The organism is Bradyrhizobium sp. USDA 372 (genome assembly GCF_053629095.1).
This window is the reverse complement of the sequence record NZ_JBRJHR010000001.1, coordinates 477684-496231: the sequence shown is the minus strand read 5'-3', so window position 1 is coordinate 496231 and position 18548 is coordinate 477684. Positions and strand designations below refer to the sequence as shown.

The window sequence follows — 18548 nt, the reverse complement described above, 5'->3', positions numbered from 1 at the left end:
GAGCCTCATCGTTGAAATGAATATAGGTGAGAGTGGTGCAGTGCGAAAGTTCCGATGTTGCGATGCAGCTAAGCGAAGAGCGCATAGCACTGGTAAGAAGCGATTAACCTCTTGGCACTCCCGCCCAACAGCTGGGGGGGAGCGATCGGTTTTCGCAGCAAACGTCCGTGAAATCACGGGCTTATGTTTGGATTTGCGGTGCCGACGGGGGTCGAAGTATGTCGCGTTCCAGTGATCCGCAACAGGATGGGATAGCGTCTGGGCCCAAGTCTCGCATGCGCGAATCGCATGATCTGCTCGGACAAAAAGTGAATCTATATTCATGTGCCGAGAGGCCGAAATTGGATCGCCATTGATCCTGAGGCTCTCTGTTGCGCAGTTGGTGCCGTGTACACACGCGATGCGTTAGGGCCTCCATTACGAAGTTGTAATGAAAATCAGAAATTTCGCATGCGGCTCTGCGCGGCGCGCAGCATCACGCAATTCTCGCGGGGAATTTATTGCGGCAAGTTGCCGCAACCGGAGGAAAGTCATGTCGCAGATTCCGGCAATGTCGCCGGTTCTGGCCCAAGAACAAGAGAAGGAAAGTAACATCATGACGAAGTTACTCGGGGTTATCGCAGTCGCCGCTGTTGCACTCGCCGTCGCGCCGGCCCAGGCCGCCAAGCACGCCATGGGCGGCTGCAGCGGGGCCAATCTGGAGAAAACGGAGACGGCGATCGAAAACATGGCCGACGGTGACAGCAAGTTTGTCGCGCAGAAGGAGATCGCTGCGGCTCAGGACTCCCTGCTCAACGGCAAGATGGGTGCGTGCGGCGCGCATCTGAACAAGGCAATGCTCGCCACCATGGGCAAGTAAACGCACCCAAGCGAGGGCCGGTCGCTCGCGATCGGCCCATGCATTTTGTCGCGTGTTATTTCAGGGAGCGCGTGCGAGCTGGGCGGCAAAATAGGCGACGGTCTTGGAGTAGACCTCGCTCTTGTTCCACTGCTTGAGCACCTCAAAGTTCGGACTGCCCGGCTGCCAATCCTTGCCCTTCTGCCAGCCATAGCCGGCCAGATAATTGGCGGTGGAGGCGAGTACGTCGGGCGCGTTATGCAGCAGATCGCGCTTGCCGTTGCCGTCGAAGTCGACGGCATATTTCATCCAGGATGACGGCATGAACTGGGTCTGGCCGAGCTCGCCGGCCCAGGCGCCTTTCATGTCGGCAGGCGCAAGATCGCCGCGCTGGACGATGCGCAGCGCATCCAGCAGCTCGGCGCGAAACTGCTCGGAGCGACGGCAATCGTAAGCGAGCGTTGCAAGCGAGCGGATCGTTGCGAACTTGCCCGTGTTGACGCCGAAATCGGTCTCCAGACCCCAGATCGCGACCAGGACCTCGCCGGGCACGCCATAGGCCTGCTCGATGCGCGATAGCACCGAGCCGTATTGCTTCATCCTGTTGGCGCCGCGCTCCAAGCGCGGCGGCACCATGCGGCCGGAGAACTCCTCGAAGGTTTGGGTGAAGACCTTTTGCGAGCGGTCGCGGTTGAGCACGCTCGGATCGAGCGTGACGCCGGCAAGCCCGGCGGTGATGGCCTGCTGCGAGATGCCTTTCGCCGCAGCGTCGGTTTTGAAATCAGTCAGCCAGGCGTCGAAATTGCCCGAGCCGCAGGCAACCGCGGCGGGCGCTGGCTGGACTGAGAGAAGGGACGCGGAGACGATGAAGGCTGCGAGAGCAAGACGAGAAATCGTCGGAGTCATCAGATGAAATGGATTTCCGTGAATTGATCTGACCGGCAGCATAATCTCGGCTGTAACCGCGGCCAAAGCAAGGCGTGCGGTCCTGTCCGAAACGGGGCAGGGCCGCACGTCACGAGATTGTCAGGCGTCCGTCCGATTCCGCCACGGGAAGAGGTTTGCCGGGAAGTCGGCGGCCGGCTTGCGCGGCCGATGGGGCGGAGGCGGCACAGGGCGTGCGCCCGGATCCGACACGATCACCTTGCGATAGAGGTGCCACGTGGCGTGCCCAAGCAGGGGGACCACAACGGCAAGGCCGAGGAAGGCCGGGATCGTGCCGAGCGCGAGCAGAACCGCCACGATCAGGCCCCAGGCCGCCATCGGCACCGGGTTTCTCGCGACCACGCGTAGCGAAGTGCTCATCGCCTCGAACGCACCGGCATGGCGGTCCAGCATCAAGGGGAACGACACGGCACTGAGACAGAGTGCGGCGAGCGCGAACAGGAATCCGGTGCCGCAACCAACCACGATCAGCCACCAGCCTTGCTGCGTCGTCAGCACGCGCCTGATGAAATCCGAGAATCCGGTGACGCCCTCGTAGCCGAACGCCGCGACGTAAATCGCTTGTGCGGTTGCCACCCAGGTGACGAACAGGGCGAGCAGCAACGTGCCGAGACCGAGCATCGCACCGAACGAAGGCGAGCGCAGCACCTCCATGGCATCCCAGGCGCTGGCCTCCTCGTAGCGTTCACGTCGGCTGGAGAGTTCGTAGAGGCCGAGGGCTGCGAACGGGCCGATCAGGGCGAAGCCCGCGGCCAGCGGAAACAGCAGCGGCAATACGGAATAGCCCATCACCACGCGGGCGAGCACGAGGCCCAGCACGGGATAGATGACGCAAAGGATGATGGCGTGGCTCGGAATCGCCTTGAAATCCTCCCAGCCGCGCCGGAGCGCCTCGTGCAGATCAGACAGTTGGATGGTTCGGATCACAGGTCCAGCCGCATCCGCGGGCTGGGCCATCGTGGGTACATTGCCCTGGTAGAGTGTCGCCATGGTCGCTAGCTCCCTTGCCGGGCAGCCGCACTCGGCGCCGGCAAACGGCGCAAGCGGCCGCTCTTCTCTGAGTTTCGCGATTCCAACCAGACGCGAATTCCGGACGGGATCGCGAGTTGAACGTAAAGGCTACTCCCAATTCCGAGTCCTGTCCCTCACGCCTGGGTGAAATTCGATGCCGCAGTGCAACCTCGATGATGTCATTCGGTCGTCATTTCGCCGCAGATAAGCTCATGCTGCCTGGTGGTTCGCAGAACTCCGCGGGCGCAACGCGGTGACTTCGTCTATAAGGGGCCACTCAAGGCCCTTCCAATGGATCCTTTTCGGGGAAGCAGACATGAGCATTTTCGGGAAAATCATGAGCGCGATCTTCGGCAGCCAGCCGGCTTCCGCCGCGCCGGCCGGTGGCGCAGCGCCGGGCAGTGCCCCCGCTGGGACCGCGCCGGGCGCATCGGCGCCGGCATCAGCGCCCATGGCGGCCGTCGACGTCGCTGCCATCGTCGACAAGGCCGTCGCCGCGCACAAGGGCGAGAAGCTGGAATGGCGTACCTCGATCGTCGACCTCATGAAGGCACTCGACATCGATTCCAGCCTGGCCGCGCGCAAGGACCTCGCCAAGGAGCTCGGCTATAGCGGGGACATGAACGACTCCGCCAGCATGAACGTCTGGCTGCACAAGCAGGTGATGTCCAAGCTTGCCGCCAATGGCGGCAAGCTGCCGCCTGAGATCAAGCACTGACCCGGCGTCGGTCGTGCCGGAAGGGCCCGCGATCGCGCGGGCCCTTTTGCGTTCAGGCGACGAGGTCCGCATCCTCCGGATGCCGGTCGAGATAGTCGACGACGAAGCCGCAGCCGGCGATCACCTTCTTGCCGTCGCGCCGGATCAGCTCGAGCGCGCCCTTGACTAGCTCGGAGCCGATGCCGCGCCCGCGCAGCGCGCGCGGCGTTTCGGTGTGGGTGATGATCACGGCCGACGGCGTCAACCGGTAATTGGCGAAGGCCATGTCGTTGCCGACATCGAGCTCGAAGCGCCTCCTGTCCTTGTTGTCGCGTACCGAAGCCGCCATGCGGGATCCTTCCAAGCTGCAGATTGCTTCCTGATCTAGGAGCCTGACACGGCCCTTGCCAAGATGAGACCAAGGGAGATCGGCGCAGAGGAGACATCTGCAAATGCGCGCCGACGTCACCGCATTGCAGTATGGACCTGGCGCGCCGCGAGCACGGGTCCCGCGACCCGCAAAAAAAATCCCTGATGCCGCTCTTGCAAGCCGCACTTCGGTTCCCACGTCCTGGAAAGGACATACGCCCGAATGCGGCCGGCAGGGTCGCTAGACATTCGGAGTGTCACGATCGCCAGCCGCAGACGTATGCCTCTTTTGCAGGGAGGGTACGATGTCGGACTCTGGTTTCTTTAATACTCATCGAACGTGGGAAGACTGGTGCGGGATGCTGCTGGGTGCGGTGATCGTGGCCTCGCCGTGGTTTCCGATCCAGGATCAGGCGATCGCCGGTCACCAGACGGCGATCCTGAACACGGTTGCGATCGGCCTGGTCGTGTTTGGTATCAGCCAGCTCGAATACGTCGCTTTGCAGCGCTGGCAAGAGGTGACGACGATCCTGGTCGGACTGTGGCTCATCGCCTCGCCATACGCGCTCGGCTATTCCGGCGAGGGCTTCCTCCGCATCTATCACACGAGCCTTGGTGCGGTGGTGGTGCTGCTCGGCGTTCTCCAGCTGTGGCAGGACTGGGATATGAACGATCAGGACTTGCTCAAGCACGGACAATAGGGCCGTAAGTCAACGACAGGCCTGCCGGCGACTGGCGGCGGGCCTGTGCACTCACCGTGTCACGAGATCCGCATAGTCCGGGTGCTTGTCGATCCATGCCTTCACGAACGGGCATTGCGGGATCAGCTTCAATCCGTTCGCCCGGACCTGGTCGAGCGCGCCTTGCACCAGCTTCGAGCCGATGCCCTTGCCGCCAAGCTCCTTCGACACGTCGGTATGCTCGAAGGTGATGACATCGCCGTCGAGCCTGTAGTGCTCGGTCGCAAGGTGACCCTCCACCTCGAGCTCGTAGCGGTGATGGGCCTTGTTGTTGATGACGTCACTCATATCGTTGCCTTGCAGCTGCCGGCCCCGCGCACGAGATCGTAACGCGCGGTCCGGCCGGCGGTTTCCGATCCGAAGCCGTTCGGTTCAATCGGTCGCTTTGGCCAGCCTGGACTCTTCGGCCTGTGGCGGCGGGCGAAGGCAGCCCTGGCAGATGACCAGGGAGCGGTTGACCCTGGCGTCCTGTTCGGCATCGATGCCGTCCTGCGCCTCGGCTTGCGCCCTGTTGCGCTCGGAGCGGGCGGCAGTCCGGGTTGGCTGTGAGGCGGCGCGCGGCCGATTGGGATCCTTGCCGGCGCCATCCCAGGCATAGCGCGCAGGCTTGAAGGCGGGATCGGACGCAAGATGCGCTTGCGGAGAAGCGGCACATCCGGCGAGCGCCAGCGACAACAGGAGGAGGGCGGGCGCTTTGACCATGATGGGGCACTCTGTACGCGACAATCGATGAACGTTGCGCCGATCATGTTTAAAATTCCCTGAACGAAAGTTGCTGCGCTGGCGACAAACGCGCATGCGCTATCTCATCCTCATGCTCGCTCTGTTCGCCTCGGCTGCGCGCGCCGACGACGCAAAGCCGTTCAATCCGGCCGACTATCCGCCCGGCGTGCAGAAGGCGCTGCGCTACGCCAATGAGGAATGCGATAGCCAGGACGGTGGCGCGGTGACCTTCGCGCCGAACACCGTGCGCAAGATCGACCTGACCGGCGATGGTCGCGAGGACTATGTCGTCGATTTCCAGGACACCAAATGCGGCGATCGCGAGACGACCTATTGCGGAACCGGCGGCTGCGTCATGAAGATCCTGGTGACGCTGCCGGACGGCAGCGTGCGCGAGGTGTTCGACGGCTACGTCCTCCGCTACAAGATCATGGCCCCACCGGTAAAGCGCGGCGCCGCGCGCACCATCCGCTTCGATCTGCATGGCAGCTTCTGCGGCGGCTTTGGTGCGCAGGCCTGCTGGAAGACCAGGACCATCACGGCGACGCCATTTGCATTCAAGCAGCCGTAGGGCAGGTCCGCGGCAGCCGGCCTTGCAGGGCCGCCGGCGTTGGCGATAAATGGGCTGCAATGAACGGACGGCTCGCGTGCCGCCCGTCGCCGAAGAGGAAGCCCGATGCAGCCCCTGCGCATGTCCCGCCGCGTCATGAATCTCGCCTATATGCTGACTCAGAATGCGCGGCGGCATGGATCGCGTCCCGGCTTCGTCTGGGGTGAAAAATCCTGGACCTGGCGCGAGATCGATGCGCAGGTCTCGGCCCTGGCCACGGCGCTCGCCGCTCGAGGCATTGCCAAGGGGGACCGCATCCTCGTCCATTCCAAGAATGGCGACGAGATGTTCTTTTCGATGTTCGCCGCGTTCCGGCTCGGTGCGGTCTGGGTGCCCACCAATTTCCGTCTGATGCCGGATGAGGTCAGTTATCTCGCGCAAGCCTCCGGCGCAAAGGCGTTTCTGTGTCACGTCGATTTCCCCGAGCACGCCGCGGCCGTGAAGGGCGGCGCAATCGAATTCACCTGGAGCATCGACGGCAAGGCCGCGTTCGGCGAGCGCTCGGTCGCCGATGCCATCGCCTCGCAGGCCGGCGCGAACGTCGCGAATGTCGCGGTCGAGCACGACGATCCCTGCTGGTTCTTTTTCACCTCCGGCACCACCGGACGCTCCAAGGCGGCCGTGCTGACCCACGGCCAGATGGGCTTCGTCGTCACCAATCACCTCGCCGATCTGACGCCCGGGACGACCGAGCAGGATGCCTCGCTGGTGGTGGCGCCGTTGTCGCACGGCGCCGGCGTGCACCAATTGATGCAGACCGCGCGCGGCGCGCGCACTGTGCTGCTGCCGACCGAGAAATTCGACATCAACGAGGCGTTCCGCCTGATCGAGGCGCATCGTGTCAGCAATCTCTTCACCGTGCCCACCATCCTGAAGATGATGGTCGAGCATCCCGCCGCCGACAAATACGACCATTCCTCGCTGCGCTACGTCATCTATGCGGGCGCGCCGATGTATCGCGAGGACCAGAAGGCGGCGCTGAAGAAGCTCGGCAAGGTGATCGTGCAGTATTTCGGCCTTGGCGAAGTCACCGGCAACATCACCGTGCTGCCGGCGGCGTTGCACGATCCGGAGGACGGCCCGCACGCCAAGATCGGCACCTGCGGCTTCGAGCGCACCGGCATGCAGGTGTCGATTCAGGACGACGAGGGCCGCGAGCTCAAGGCCAACCAGAGCGGCGAGATCTGCGTGATCGGGCCTGCGGTGTTCGCCGGCTATTACGACAACCCCGAAGCCAATGCGAAGGCGTTCCGCAACGGCTGGTTCCGCACCGGCGACCTCGGCCAACATGGACGAGGAGGGTTTTGTGTACATCACGGGGCGCGCCTCCGACATGTACATCTCCGGCGGCTCCAATATCTATCCGCGTGAGATCGAGGAGAAGATCCTGACCCATCCTGGGATCGGCGAGGTCGCCGTGCTCGGCGTGCCCGACGCGACCTGGGGCGAGGTCGGCGTTGCCGTCTGCGTCGCCCGCGAAGGCGCGAAGGCGGTGAGCGAAGCGGAGATGGCGGCGTTCCTGTCGCCGAAAGTGCCGCGCTACAAGATGCCGAAGCGCTTCTTCTTCTGGGATGCGCTGCCGAAATCCGGCTACGGCAAGGTGCCGAAGCGCATGGTGCGCGACGAGCTCGAGGCGCGCGGGCTGCTCGACCTCGACAAGAAGACGGGCTGAGCGCACCAGATGCGGAGCATCAAGCAGCCGGGCCCGCCACCTCCGGAACGCATCCAATGGGTGGAGGCGAGGGGGCGCGCCTTTGCCTTCACGCTTGAGGCCGGTCTGCCGCTGCTGGAGGCCGCGCGGCGCGGCTTTGCCGCGGAGGGCTTTGCCGGCGGCGTGCTGAACTTTCGCCGCGGCGCGTTGGGGCCGTTCGCCTATGTCATGCCGGCGCTGTCGAAGACCGACGAAAACGCGGCGTTCTACAGCGACACGTTCCGGCCCGACGGCGTGACGCGCCCAAGGCTCGGCAGCATGACGCTCGGCACGCGCGACGGTGCGCCGTTCTTTCATTGCCACGGGCTGTGGACCGAGGCCGACGGCAAGACCAGCGGGGGCCACATGCTGCCGGACGAGACCGTCGTTGCTGAGGCGTTCGAGGTCGAGGCCTTCGGCATCGACGGGGCGATATTCACCGCCGAGCCTGATCCCGAGACCAATTTCAAGCTGTTCGGGCCGGTCGCGGCTGCGAGCAACGGCGCGCGCACGACGAGCCGCGCCTTCGCGCTCCGCCTGCGCCCGAACCAGGATTTTGCTGGGTGCGTCGAAGTGTTCTGCCGCGCGCACGGCATTGCCCGCGCGAAGATTCATGGCGGCGTCGGCTCGACCATCGGCGCGCGCTTCACCCATGGCGGCGTGACCGAGCCGTTTGCGACGGAGCTGGCGATCACAGCAGGAACAATCGCGCCCGGCACGTCCGGCGCGCTGGAAGCTGCGCTCGATGTTGCGCTGATCGACTACACTGGCGGCGTTGCGGAAGGCCGTCTGATCCGTGGCGACAATCCCGTGCTGATGACGATGGAGCTGGTGCTGGAGGTGCTGGGCTAGTCGCGGCGAGCGCTCAATGAGCGCGCAGCTTGGCAATGGCCAGGAACGTCGATTGGCTTATCCCTGAGCTCGATCCTTGAAACAGGTCGAGCAAGGGGGATTGAGCCTGACCGGTGCTCTGGCTGTTCTTGACGTCATACATGGCGGAGAAACGGCCCAGCAGCTTTTCAACCTTCGCGGGATCGGAGAGATCCTTGATCTTCATGAAGCGGTCCACGAACTTGGCTTGCTGATCGATCGGCATCGCAGCCATCGAATCGGGCAGGTTGAACGTGGTCCTGAACACCTCCGACAGCGCCTTGTCGGCAAGGATGTCGTATGCGGACGTGATTTCCCCGGCCTTGCGCTGGAAATAGAGGGCCAGGCGCACGCCGGGGTTCATGTCGCCTTGCTGCTGTTCCAGGCTTTGCCGGAGATAGTTTGCCTGGGTTTCCCGAAACTGATCTCGTTTCTGAGGCCCCATCGTCGGCAGGCGTGCGACGTTGCCCTTGCTGTCGAAATTGAACGAGGCCGCGATTTCAGCAAAGCGCGGATCGCTCTCCGTGTTCGCGAAGCTCTTTCGATTGCTCAGATCGGAATTGAATATCTTCTTGAGATATTCGGTGCTGACTTTCCCTGGCTCCAGACCCTTTGCGACGAGAATGAAATCGACCATTTTCCTGTTTGCGAGCAAATCGGAAACGCTCTCGATGTCTGCGATGGCTTCCCGATAAGATGTCGCGTCTTTCGCGGCTTGGGCCCGAACCGCAGCTTGCTCCTGAGGGCTCGTCTGTCTGATCATCGCGGTGACGTAGTCCTTCGCAATCTGGAGGACCTCGCTCGGGTCCTGGGCCACCAGGGGCGTGGTCAGATTGCCCTTTGCATCGAAGTTGAAGGCGCGCGCGAGCTGAACATATCGATCGTCCTTGAGGGTATACACGAAGCTCTTGGGGTCGTTGAGATCGCTTTCGAGGACGGCTTTGACGGTGTCCTGCGAGACTTCCTTGGAATCGAGTCCGACGGCGCCGAGAGCAAAATCATACACGGCCGGTGTCGATACGAATGTCTGGATCGAATCGATGGTGAGGATGGCCGTTCTGAACTGCCTGATAGCGAAAGCTTCGTTCAGCGGGCTTGCCGCCGAATAGATGGCGGCCTTGCCGTCGTCGAACCGCTGTTTCGTGAGCGCGACGTTTGCAGCAGTCTGCGCAGGCACGCCCGCCGGAAGCGACCCGTCAGGCGCAAACTCGAATGCGCCGGCCAAATCTACAAATTCGCCGATCGTGCCTATCTGGTCATTGAGGTTGGAAATGCTCTTTGTGTACGACTCCAGGTGATATTTTTCGACCAGGATCTGGACCTTCAACTGGGTCACGTCAGCGCCTGGTTGCGACAGTTGGGCCGTGTAGTCGGCGATCTTTGCATTGGCGGCGCTCACGTCCGATTTGGCTTGAGCGAGCTGGGCGTTCAGGCCGGTCAACTGAGACGCGAAGGTGGTGTTGACGTAGCTGTTTGGATCGGATGGATCGCTGCGCAGGACCTGGCTTATGGTGTCGCGCGGCCATTTGCTCTGATCGATCCCGAATGCCGAATAGACGTAGTTGCGGAGACGATCGTTGTTCAGGAGCTGGTCAGCACTGGTGATGTTGCCGATCTGGGCGCTGTAGTAATTGGTGTCGTCGGCAAGTGCGTCGACCTGGCTCTTCTTGGTCGCCGTGTACAGGCCGATCATCTCGTCGGTCTGGTCCGCCGATTGCGCAACAGGCGTTGCGCTGCCGTTGAACGAGAATGCCGCGGCAAACTCCCGGTAGCGCTTGTCGACCAGCTTGTTGACGAAGCTGTTGGCGTCGGAGAGGTCGCTCTCCAGGACCTTTCTCATGAACGCCTTGGCATAGGCCATGTCTTCCAGGCCGTATGCCTTCATGGCAAAGTGGTACAGGCGATAATCCTTCATGAGATCGTCGACCGTCTTCACCTTGCCGATGTTGGCTTTGTAATAGGCGGCCTCTCGCGAGACGTCGGGTTGCTGTTCGACCCTCGTCAGGGACTGCTTGAGATGGCGCGAAATGTAATTGTAGCTGAAATACGTTGATATCATCGCGCATTCCTCGCGGCTTGGCGGTCCCGGACCTCCGTCAATCATTGCGGGGGCGCGAGGTAGGTGCTGGCCTCATGTCAGCAGACTGTCTCGGCAACGCATCCTCAAGGGCGATTCTGCTCCACAACCTGAGATATCGAAGTGCGAGCAGAGGAACGCGTGCCGGGTATATTTCTGCATGTTTCTCAAATGCAGCTTTCGCGAGCATTGTGTTCCTGATATGTTCCGAGCGGCTCCAGCTGAGGTAGGTGGGGGAAATGAGCCGGACACGACGCCGTCAGACCACGTTGGCTGCGCCTTATCTCAGGCGCGTCTGGCTCGACCGTACGCGGGTCGAGGACTGGGAGGCTTATCCGTTCTGTCTTCCCGTGTTCAGGGACGAGTTCGACCAGAGCTTCGACGCCGCGGTCACGATCATCGTCGGCGAGAACGGGACCGGCAAATCGACCATTCTCGAGGGCATTGCGGGGCTGGCCGGCTTCGCCAGCACCGGCGGCCGCAAGGGTTTTCAGGAAATCGACGGCGGCGGCATCGAGGTCAGCGGCGATGAACTGTCCTCTGCATTGCGGGCAGCCTGGGTGCCAAAGGTGACCGACGGCTGGTTCTTTCGTGCCGAGACGTTCTTTTCCATCGCGCGCTATCTGGACCGCTCGGCGGTGGACGCTGCGCACGCCATGGAAGGCGTGTTTGGTGCGAGCGTCCAGGAAGCGCCGGACTATCTTTCCTTTTCCCACGGTGAGGGCTTTCTGGTCTTCTTTGAGGAGCGCTGCCAGAAGCAGGGCATCTACATCTTCGACGAGCCGGAATCCGCGCTGTCGCCGGCACGGCAGATGGACTTCCTCAAGCTCCTGCATCGCATGGATCTCTCCGGTCGTTGCCAGGTGATCATGGCGACCCATGCCCCGTTGCTGATGGCCTATCCGAACGCGCAGCTGCTGCGGCTCGGCAAATACGGCCTTGAGCCTGTTACGGTGGAGCAGACCGATCATTACCGGGTGATGCGGGAGTTTTGCGATGATCCGCGCGGGTTCGTGGAGGCGACGCTGGGGGAGTAGGTGAAGGGGCCTGCGCTCTCTCCATCGTCATTGCGAGGAGCTCTTGCGACGAAGCAATCCAGAGTCTTTCCGCGTAATGAGTCTGGATTGCTTCGCTACGCTCGCAATGACGGAGAGGAGGCGCCTGCATCGAACTCAAAATCGTCCTTATACGGACACAGGCTCGCATCCTCGCGGCAGATTCCGCCCGAGCTTTGCTGCATCCGCCCTCGAAAGTGCCGAGGGCGCAGGGAAGGCCGGGTGCCGGCTGGCACCCGCGGTCCACTGTGCGAAGCGTGTGCTTGAAAAAGCTGCACAGCGGCATACAGGTGAAGCCAAACATCCGGCCTTCCCTGCGCAGTGGGTTGACGGCTTATGTCGTGCTCTCCCCGGGGAGCGATGCACTATTGCCCCCGTCGCCTTGCGGATGACTGACGGTGCGAGCCCGCTCGGGCCGCAACGTCACCGCAAACCTTGGCGCACAGACCCCGGGCGCCAGGACCACACGATTTTGCCGTACGCAGACTGCGCCCGTCGTGTGCGCGCATCGCCTGCTCACGGAGTGACCCGCCCTGCAAACCACCTGCGCGCGACGCTGCCTGCGTCCACCGCCTCCCATCCCGCGTTCGTGACGATCGCGATGCGCCCCTCGGCCCGGGTTGAGGTGGGGGCAACATGCGACAATTCCGAATTCGAGTAAAGCGAATTATTTCGGCATGGCCATGTTGACCCCGGTCTGGTGTTTTGCCCCTCCGGCCACCCAATCAATGGTGTGCGTTGCGCCTGCCACAGCCGCGCCACGAACAGGTCTCCCCACGGTCCAAAAATGCGCTACGATGAATTCAGCGCGCGTTCCAAGTCGCGCAGGTTGAAAACGAGGAAACGACATGAGGATGAGAAGCGGATTGGCGATCGCCGGGGTGGCGGCGCTGGCGGTGGCGGGGATGGCTCTGATGACCGCCTTCGAGCCGGTCCGGGCCCATGGGCCGACGCGGCAGAAGGTTCGGGAATCCATCGAGATCAACGCGGCCCCGGCGAAGGTGTGGGCGGTGATCGGCAATTTCCAGGACATGAGCTGGCTTCAGCCGGTCACCAAGACCCAAGGCGAGAAGGGCAACGAGATCGGTGCGACACGGAAACTCACCATGACGGGCGGCGCCACGGTCGAGGAGGAGCTCTACAAATACGAGCCCGACATGCAGAGCTATTCCTACCGGATCACCAAGGTCGACGTGAAGGTGCTGCCGGTGACCAATTATTCCTCGACCCTGACGGTCTCGCCCGCACCCGACGGCAAGGCGAAGCTGGAATGGGCCGGCGCGTTCTATCGCGGCTATCCCAACAACGACCCGCCGCCGGAGCTGAGCGACGAGGCCGCGATCAAGGCCGTGAGCGGGCTGTACAGAGCCGGGCTCGAGGCGCTCAAGAAGAAGATCGAGAGCGGCAGCTGATCGTGAGGGCGCTGGTTCTGGCGGCGCTCGCCGCCAGCCTTTGTCATGCGAGTCTCGGCAGCGCAGCCGCCCAGGAGGCGTTCGTCACCAACCAGCTCAGCGATGATCTGATGGTCGTGGACCTCGCTGGCGTGCGCAGCGTCACGACCATCCCGATCGGCGGCAAGCCGGCAGGTATCGCCGTCAGCGCGGATGGGCGCTTTGCCTATGTCACGAGCCCGGATGCCAAGGCGGTCACGGTGGTCGACGCGGCGACGCGGCAGGTCGCCGGCCGCGTCGAGGTCGGCGGCGGGCCGCTCGGCATTGCGGTCGCGCCCGATGGCAAGACGGTCTATGTCGCCGATTGGTACGCCGCCGCAGTGCGGGTGATCGATACGGCCTCGCGCAGCGTTGTCGCCAGCATCGCGGTCGGCACGTCGCCCTCGGGCCTTGCGGTGACGCCCGACGGCAAGCTGCTGCTTTCGGCCGACCGCGACGACGACAGCGTCTCGGTGGTGGACACGGCGACGCGCCAGCGCAAGGCGGTGATCAAGGTCGGCACCCGCCCGTTCGGCGTCACCATCGATGCCGAGGGCAAGCGCGCTTACACGGCCAATGTCGGCTCCGACGATGTCTCCGTGATCGATATCGCAGAGGCTCGAGAGATCGGCCGCGTGCCGGCCGGCATGCGCCCGTATGCGGTGGCGCTGACGCCAGGGCGCGGTTTCGTCAGCGACCAATATGGCGGCACCGTCAGCGTGTTCGATCTGGCGAGCCTCAAGCCGGTCAAGCGCATCAATGTCGGCGATTATCCCGAAGGCATCGCGGCAACCGCCGACGGCAAGCGCGTCATCGTTGCCTGCTGGGAAAGCAACACGCTAAGCATCATCGATGCGGCCGATCTCAAGGTGATCAGCGAGATCAAGACCGGCGACGGCCCGCGCGCGTTCGGGGCGTTCTTGCGCAGGACGGAGTAGGTGTGGTCGCGTAAGGTGGGTTAGCGTCAGCGTAACCCACCTCTTTGGTGTCCGCGGTGCCCGAAGTGGTGGGTTACGCCAAGCGGTGTGCGCTTCGCGCAGTCCGCAAGGCTAACCCACCCTACGGATCCGGCACAACACATCCGCAATCTCCTCCATCCGGTCGAACACATGATCCGGCCCCAGCGCCCGCAATGCCGCCGGTGCCGCATAGCCCCAGCACACGGCGCCGCAGGCAATTCCCACGGCCCGCGCCGCCTCGATGTCGCGAACCTCGTCGCCGATCGAAATCACCTTGCTGGGCTCGACACCCGCACGGCGGATGACCCGGCGGAATTTCGCAGCCTTGCCGAACAGCGACGCAGAGCAGTCGAAATGCGCGAACAACGCCGCGGCAGGCCCAAGCTTCTCGCGGGCATTGGCCTCGCTGTCGGAAGTCACCAGCGCCAATTGCACGCCGTTCTCGGCCAGCGTCCGCAGCATCGTCTCGACGCCCGCAAACAGCGAGATCTCGGAAGCGGCCTCCGCCTTCAGCCGCCGCGCATGCCGCGCGATCGCCGGCAGCTTCCACAAGGGCACTTCGAGCCGGGCGAGGATCTCGCGGCTCGATGCATGCCGCAGCTCCTCGACATCCTCGTCCTTTACGCGGCGAAAGTCGAAGCGGTCGGCGACATCGTTGATGGTGCGCAGGAACCAGGGGAAGCTGTCGGCGAGCGTGCCGTCGAGGTCGAAGATGGCGAGGGAATAGGGCACGTGAAAGGGATGCCGTTCGATCATCCAGTTATTGAACTAGGATTTCCACACAGTGCTTTCGGTCCAACCAAGTTCGGCGAATTCGCTGGCGCGGAGCGATGCTTCTCCCTCTGCAAAGAACTCGTCAAGCTGAGGCGGTGCGACGCTTGTTTCGGACAGCATGGCATGCGCCTGTCCGCGATGATGAATTTGATGCTGGAAGAGATGCATGAGCAGCCGGTCGCGGCGTTCGGTCTGCACGGTCGTGTCGCGGTTGATACTCACAACGGTACTGAGACTCTCGGGCGTCAGTGCATCGCAGACAGCAATCAAGCGCTCGTCGACTGCGGCTTGCGCCGGCTTGAGCGTGACGAGGGAAGGGTACGGCACCTCGTTCTTCCAGGCCGCCGGGCCCAACCAACCGCCCTCCAGCGCATCGACATAGAAGAGATCAATGACATGGATGTGGTTTAGCGTGCGCTGAAGACTTGGAAAGAACCCGCTTCGCTCGGCCTCGAACTCAACCTGAGACAGAGCAGCGCAAGCCGTGAGCAGCCGATGGTTTGCCCAGGCATTGTTATGAGCGAACGCACGAAAGGTTTGCACAAGTCCGGCAGGCAAAGTTCATTCTCCCTCAGACATGTGCGTTGTCACATTCCGGACGCGCAACCTACTCCGCCGCCTCGCTCGCCGCACGCCTCCGCTTCGGCTTTCGCGCCTTCTCCAGCACCGGGGCCAGGAATTTCCCCGTATAGCTCCGCGGCGCCTTCGCAATATCTTCCGGCGGGCCCCAGGCGACGATCTCGCCGCCGCCGTCGCCGCCTTCGGGGCCCAAGTCGATGACCCAGTCGGCGGTCTTGATGACTTCGAGATTGTGCTCGATCACGACGACCGTGTTGCCCTGGGCGACCAGCTCGTGCAGCACTTCCAGGAGCTTCTTGACGTCGTGGAAGTGCAGGCCGGTGGTGGGCTCGTCCAGGATGTAGAGCGTGCGGCCGGTGGCGCGCTTGGACAGCTCCTTGGCCAGCTTGACGCGCTGGGCTTCGCCGCCTGACAGAGTCGTCGCCTGCTGGCCGACATGGATGTAATCGAGCCCGACGCGGTGCAATGTCTGAAAAGTCTCGCGCACGCGCGGCACCGCCTTGAAGAACTCGGCGGCTTCCTCGACGGTCATGTCGAGCACGTCGGCGATGCTCTTGCCCTTGAACAGCACCTCCAGCGTCTCGCGGTTGTAGCGCTTGCCCTTGCAGACGTCGCAGGTGACGTAGACGTCGGGCAGGAAGTGCATCTCGATCTTGATGACGCCGTCGCCCTGGCAGGCTTCGCAGCGGCCGCCCTTGACGTTGAAGGAGAAGCGGCCGGGCTCGTAGCCGCGCGCCTTCGCTTCCGGCAAACCGGCGAACCATTCGCGGATCGGCGTGAAGGCGCCGGTGTAGGTCGCAGGATTCGAGCGCGGGGTGCGGCCGATCGGCGACTGGTCGATGTCGATGATCTTGTCGATGTGCTCGAGGCCCTCGATGCGGTCGTGCGGGGCGGCGCCCTCGCTGGCGTTGTTGAGCTTGCGGGCGATGGCGCGGTAGAGCGTATCGATCAGCAGCGTCGACTTGCCGCCGCCGGAGACGCCGGTGACGCAGGTGAACAGGCCGAGCGGAATCTCCGCCGTGACGTTCTTGAGGTTATTGCCGCGCGCGTTCACCACCTTGATGGTGCGGCGGTGGTTCGGCGGACGCCGCTCCGGCACCTCGACCTCGAGCTCGCCGGTGAGGTACTTGCCGGTCAGCGATTTCGGGTTGCGCATGATTTCGGCGGGCGTGCCTTCGGCGACGATGTTGCCGCCATGCATGCCGGCGCCGGGGCCGATGTCGAGCACGTAGTCGGCGAGCCGAATGGCGTCCTCGTCATGCTCGACCACGACCACGGTGTTGCCGAGGTCGCGCAGCCGCTTCAGCGTTTCGAGCAGGCGGGCATTATCGCGCTGATGCAGGCCGATCGAGGGCTCGTCCAGCACGTAGAGCACGCCCGTGAGCCCCGAGCCGATCTGCGAGGCCAGGCGGATGCGCTGGCTTTCGCCGCCGGACAGCGTACCGGAGGAGCGGGATAGCGTCAGATAATTGAGGCCGACGTCGAGCAGGAAGGTGAGGCGCTCGCGGATCTCCTTCAGGATGCGGCCCGCGATCTCGTTCTGCTGCGCGTTCAGCGCCTCCGGCACGGTCTCGAACCATGCGCCGGCGCCCTTCACGGACAGCTCCGAGATTTCGCCGATATGCTTGCCGCCGACCTTGACGCAGAGCGCCTCGGGCTTGAGTCGAAAGCCTTTGCAACCCTCGCAGGGCACGTCGTGGAAATATTTCGCCAGCTCCTCGCGCGCCCACTCGCTTTCGGTCTCGCGGTAGCGGCGGTTGATGTTGGTGATGACGCCCTCGAACGGCTTCTTGGTGTCGTAGGAGCGCACCCCGTCCTCGTAGGAGAACTTGATCTCGTCCTCGCCCGAGCCGTAGAGGATCGCGTTTTGCGTCTTCTTCGGCAGGTCCTTCCACTTGGTGTCGAGTGTGAACTTGTAGTGCTTGCCGAGCGCGGTCAGCGTCTGCACGTAATAGGGCGATGACGATTTGGCCCAGGGCGCGATCGCGCCCTTGCGCAGCGTCAGATCCTTCTCGGGGATGACGAGGTCCTCGTCGACATGCTGCTCGACGCCGAGGCCGCCGCAGGCGGGGCAGGCGCCGTAGGGATTGTTGAAGGAGAACAGGCGCGGCTCGATCTCGGGGATGGTGAAGCCGGAGACCGGGCAGGCGAACTTTTCCGAGAACAGAATGCGCTCGGGGCCGCTCTTGTCGTGGATTTTTGCGGTCTTCTTCTTCTCCTCCGCAGGGGCAGCTGCCGCTGGCGCATCGGCGAACTCGACGACGGCGAGGCCTTCTGCGAGCTTCAACGCGGTCTCGAAGCTCTCGGCGAGGCGCTGGCCGATATCGGCGCGCACCACGATGCGGTCGACCACGACATCGATGTCGTGCGGGAACTTCTTGTCGAGGTTAGGGGCTTCCGCCAGCTCATGGAAGGTGCCGTCGATCTTGACGCGCTGAAAGCCCTTCTTGAGCCACTCGGCGAGCTCCTTCTTGTACTCGCCCTTGCGGCCGCGCACGACGGGGGCGAGCAGATAGAGGCGGGTGCCCTCGGGCAGCGCCAGCACGCGGTCGACCATCTGCGAGACGGTCTGACTCTCGATCGGCAGGCCCGTGGCCGGCGAATAGGGCACGCCGACGCGGGCCCAGAGCAGGCGCATGTAGTCGTAGATCTCGGTGACGGTGCCGACGGTGGAGCGCGGGTTCTTCGACGTCGTCTTCTGCTCGATGGAGATCGCAGGCGAGAGGCCGTCGATCTGGTCGACGTCGGGCTTCTGCATCATCTCCAGGAACTGGCGGGCATAGGCCGACAGCGATTCGACGTAGCGGCGCTGGCCCTCGGCATAGATGGTGTCGAAGGCGAGCGAGGATTTGCCGGAGCCGGATAGGCCGGTGAACACCACCAGCTTGTCGCGGGGAATCTCGACGTCGATGTTCTTGAGGTTGTGCTCGCGCGCGCCGCGGATCGTAATTGCGCGCAGGCTCGAGCCCGCGTTCTGTTGTTGGCGCTTCGCCCTGATCACTTCGTCCATCCCAGAGGTCCTCGAGGAATCCAAAGACGCGCGATCGCGCCAATGCAAAAGGCGCGCTTCGCCCGGAACCGGGATCGGCGCCGATGGGTATGGCAGCGAACGTAGGAAGAACGGCGGCGGATTTCCAGTGGGACTTGCGAATCGTCAACGGAATGTTGGCGCGCTGGCGGC

General features: G+C 63.4%; 17 protein-coding genes and 1 pseudogene. 9 read left to right on the top strand and 9 right to left on the bottom strand.

Features of this window, described 5'->3' with window-relative positions; all coding sequences use genetic code 11:
- Positions 1 to 532: 532 nt before the first annotated feature.
- Complete coding sequence (locus AB7M16_RS02405) at positions 533 to 859, top strand: hypothetical protein (protein ID WP_172783687.1); 327 nt, start codon at positions 533 to 535, stop codon at positions 857 to 859.
- Positions 860 to 919: 60 nt separating this feature from the next.
- On the opposite strand, the gene AB7M16_RS02400 is transcribed toward AB7M16_RS02405, so the two are convergent.
- Together AB7M16_RS02400 and AB7M16_RS02395 are read right to left on the bottom strand one after the other, a co-directional pair.
- Entirely contained in the window at positions 920 to 1744 is an 825-nt protein-coding gene (locus AB7M16_RS02400) for a lytic murein transglycosylase (RefSeq protein ID WP_453943037.1), read from the bottom strand.
- Between the two features lie 120 nt (positions 1745 to 1864).
- Positions 1865 to 2773: a DUF2189 domain-containing protein gene (locus AB7M16_RS02395; protein WP_453943036.1), complete on the bottom strand. Its 909-nt coding sequence runs from the start codon at positions 2771 to 2773 to the stop codon at positions 1865 to 1867.
- A 337-nt stretch (positions 2774 to 3110) separates the two neighbouring features.
- On the opposite strand from AB7M16_RS02395, the gene AB7M16_RS02390 reads away from it, so the two are divergent.
- Complete coding sequence (locus AB7M16_RS02390) at positions 3111 to 3512, top strand: DUF3597 domain-containing protein (protein WP_211401963.1); 402 nt, start codon at positions 3111 to 3113, stop codon at positions 3510 to 3512.
- Between the two features lie 52 nt (positions 3513 to 3564).
- On the opposite strand, the gene AB7M16_RS02385 is transcribed toward AB7M16_RS02390, so the two are convergent.
- Positions 3565 to 3840 carry a GNAT family N-acetyltransferase gene (locus AB7M16_RS02385; RefSeq protein ID WP_172783691.1) on the bottom strand — a complete coding sequence of 92 codons (276 nt, stop codon included), beginning with the start codon at positions 3838 to 3840 and terminating at the stop codon, positions 3565 to 3567.
- Between the two features lie 325 nt (positions 3841 to 4165).
- Here AB7M16_RS02385 and AB7M16_RS02380 point away from each other — a divergent pair, with 325 nt between their 5' ends.
- Complete coding sequence (locus AB7M16_RS02380; protein WP_172783692.1) at positions 4166 to 4561, top strand: SPW repeat domain-containing protein; 396 nt, start codon at positions 4166 to 4168, stop codon at positions 4559 to 4561.
- A 51-nt stretch (positions 4562 to 4612) separates the two neighbouring features.
- Here AB7M16_RS02380 and AB7M16_RS02375 read toward each other — a convergent pair whose 3' ends face one another.
- Both AB7M16_RS02375 and AB7M16_RS02370 read right to left on the bottom strand, forming a co-directional pair.
- Positions 4613 to 4888 (bottom strand): GNAT family N-acetyltransferase, encoded by a 276-nt coding sequence (locus AB7M16_RS02375; protein ID WP_453943035.1) that lies wholly within the window; start codon positions 4886 to 4888, stop codon positions 4613 to 4615.
- 84 nt (positions 4889 to 4972) lie between these two features.
- Positions 4973 to 5302, bottom strand: coding sequence for a hypothetical protein (locus tag AB7M16_RS02370; protein ID WP_260379250.1), 330 nt, complete (start codon positions 5300 to 5302; stop codon positions 4973 to 4975).
- A gap of 94 nt (positions 5303 to 5396) precedes the next feature.
- Here AB7M16_RS02370 and AB7M16_RS02365 point away from each other — a divergent pair, with 94 nt between their 5' ends.
- From AB7M16_RS02365 to AB7M16_RS02355, 3 genes and pseudogenes are all read left to right on the top strand, one after another.
- A complete protein-coding gene (locus tag AB7M16_RS02365; protein WP_453943034.1) occupies positions 5397 to 5894 on the top strand; it encodes a hypothetical protein in 498 nt (165 codons plus the stop codon).
- A 105-nt stretch (positions 5895 to 5999) separates the two neighbouring features.
- Positions 6000 to 7605: pseudogene (locus tag AB7M16_RS02360) on the top strand (acyl-CoA synthetase).
- 9 nt (positions 7606 to 7614) lie between these two features.
- Entirely contained in the window at positions 7615 to 8475 is an 861-nt protein-coding gene (locus tag AB7M16_RS02355; protein ID WP_453943033.1) for a PCC domain-containing protein, read from the top strand.
- Positions 8476 to 8488: 13 nt separating this feature from the next.
- On the opposite strand, the gene AB7M16_RS02350 is transcribed toward AB7M16_RS02355, so the two are convergent.
- A complete protein-coding gene (locus AB7M16_RS02350; RefSeq protein ID WP_453943032.1) occupies positions 8489 to 10552 on the bottom strand; it encodes a DUF1217 domain-containing protein in 2064 nt (687 codons plus the stop codon).
- Positions 10553 to 10809: 257 nt separating this feature from the next.
- Between AB7M16_RS02350 and AB7M16_RS02345 the strand changes: the two genes are divergently transcribed.
- From AB7M16_RS02345 to AB7M16_RS02335, 3 genes are all read left to right on the top strand, one after another.
- A complete protein-coding gene (locus AB7M16_RS02345) occupies positions 10810 to 11607 on the top strand; it encodes an AAA family ATPase (protein ID WP_212257157.1) in 798 nt (265 codons plus the stop codon).
- Between the two features lie 866 nt (positions 11608 to 12473).
- Positions 12474 to 13037 (top strand): SRPBCC family protein, encoded by a 564-nt coding sequence (locus tag AB7M16_RS02340; protein WP_453943031.1) that lies wholly within the window; start codon positions 12474 to 12476, stop codon positions 13035 to 13037.
- A gap of 2 nt (positions 13038 to 13039) precedes the next feature.
- A complete protein-coding gene (locus AB7M16_RS02335) occupies positions 13040 to 13993 on the top strand; it encodes a YVTN family beta-propeller repeat protein (protein ID WP_453943030.1) in 954 nt (317 codons plus the stop codon).
- Positions 13994 to 14104: 111 nt separating this feature from the next.
- Here the strand turns inward: AB7M16_RS02335 and AB7M16_RS02330 are convergent, their stop codons facing one another.
- From AB7M16_RS02330 to uvrA, 3 genes are read right to left on the bottom strand one after another with little or no spacing between them, the layout of a single operon-like run.
- Positions 14105 to 14746 (bottom strand): HAD family hydrolase, encoded by a 642-nt coding sequence (locus AB7M16_RS02330; protein WP_453947117.1) that lies wholly within the window; start codon positions 14744 to 14746, stop codon positions 14105 to 14107.
- Between the two features lie 36 nt (positions 14747 to 14782).
- The gene (locus AB7M16_RS02325) at positions 14783 to 15346 is read right to left on the bottom strand and encodes a DinB family protein (RefSeq protein ID WP_453943029.1); all 564 of its coding nucleotides are present in this window, start codon (positions 15344 to 15346) and stop codon (positions 14783 to 14785) included.
- 49 nt (positions 15347 to 15395) lie between these two features.
- The gene (uvrA, locus tag AB7M16_RS02320; RefSeq protein ID WP_453943028.1) at positions 15396 to 18377 is read right to left on the bottom strand and encodes an excinuclease ABC subunit UvrA; all 2982 of its coding nucleotides are present in this window, start codon (positions 18375 to 18377) and stop codon (positions 15396 to 15398) included.
- Positions 18378 to 18548 lie beyond the last annotated feature (171 nt).

Bases quoted from the DNA above. Each gene is read 5' to 3' on its own strand.
- AB7M16_RS02405 (WP_172783687.1), top strand. From the start codon at position 533: ATGTCGCAGATTCCGGCAATGTCGCCGGTTCTGGCCCAAGAACAAGAG.
- AB7M16_RS02400 (WP_453943037.1), bottom strand. From the start codon at position 1,744: ATGACTCCGACGATTTCTCGTCTTGCTCTCGCAGCCTTCATCGTCTCC.
- AB7M16_RS02395 (WP_453943036.1), bottom strand. From the start codon at position 2,773: ATGGCGACACTCTACCAGGGCAATGTACCCACGATGGCCCAGCCCGCG.
- AB7M16_RS02390 (WP_211401963.1), top strand. From the start codon at position 3,111: ATGAGCATTTTCGGGAAAATCATGAGCGCGATCTTCGGCAGCCAGCCG.
- AB7M16_RS02385 (WP_172783691.1), bottom strand. From the start codon at position 3,840: ATGGCGGCTTCGGTACGCGACAACAAGGACAGGAGGCGCTTCGAGCTC.
- AB7M16_RS02380 (WP_172783692.1), top strand. From the start codon at position 4,166: ATGTCGGACTCTGGTTTCTTTAATACTCATCGAACGTGGGAAGACTGG.
- AB7M16_RS02375 (WP_453943035.1), bottom strand. From the start codon at position 4,888: ATGAGTGACGTCATCAACAACAAGGCCCATCACCGCTACGAGCTCGAG.
- AB7M16_RS02370 (WP_260379250.1), bottom strand. From the start codon at position 5,302: ATGGTCAAAGCGCCCGCCCTCCTCCTGTTGTCGCTGGCGCTCGCCGGA.
- AB7M16_RS02365 (WP_453943034.1), top strand. From the start codon at position 5,397: ATGCGCTATCTCATCCTCATGCTCGCTCTGTTCGCCTCGGCTGCGCGC.
- AB7M16_RS02355 (WP_453943033.1), top strand. From the start codon at position 7,615: ATGCGGAGCATCAAGCAGCCGGGCCCGCCACCTCCGGAACGCATCCAA.
- AB7M16_RS02350 (WP_453943032.1), bottom strand. From the start codon at position 10,552: ATGATATCAACGTATTTCAGCTACAATTACATTTCGCGCCATCTCAAG.
- AB7M16_RS02345 (WP_212257157.1), top strand. From the start codon at position 10,810: ATGAGCCGGACACGACGCCGTCAGACCACGTTGGCTGCGCCTTATCTC.
- AB7M16_RS02340 (WP_453943031.1), top strand. From the start codon at position 12,474: ATGAGGATGAGAAGCGGATTGGCGATCGCCGGGGTGGCGGCGCTGGCG.
- uvrA (WP_453943028.1), bottom strand. From the start codon at position 18,377: ATGGACGAAGTGATCAGGGCGAAGCGCCAACAACAGAACGCGGGCTCG.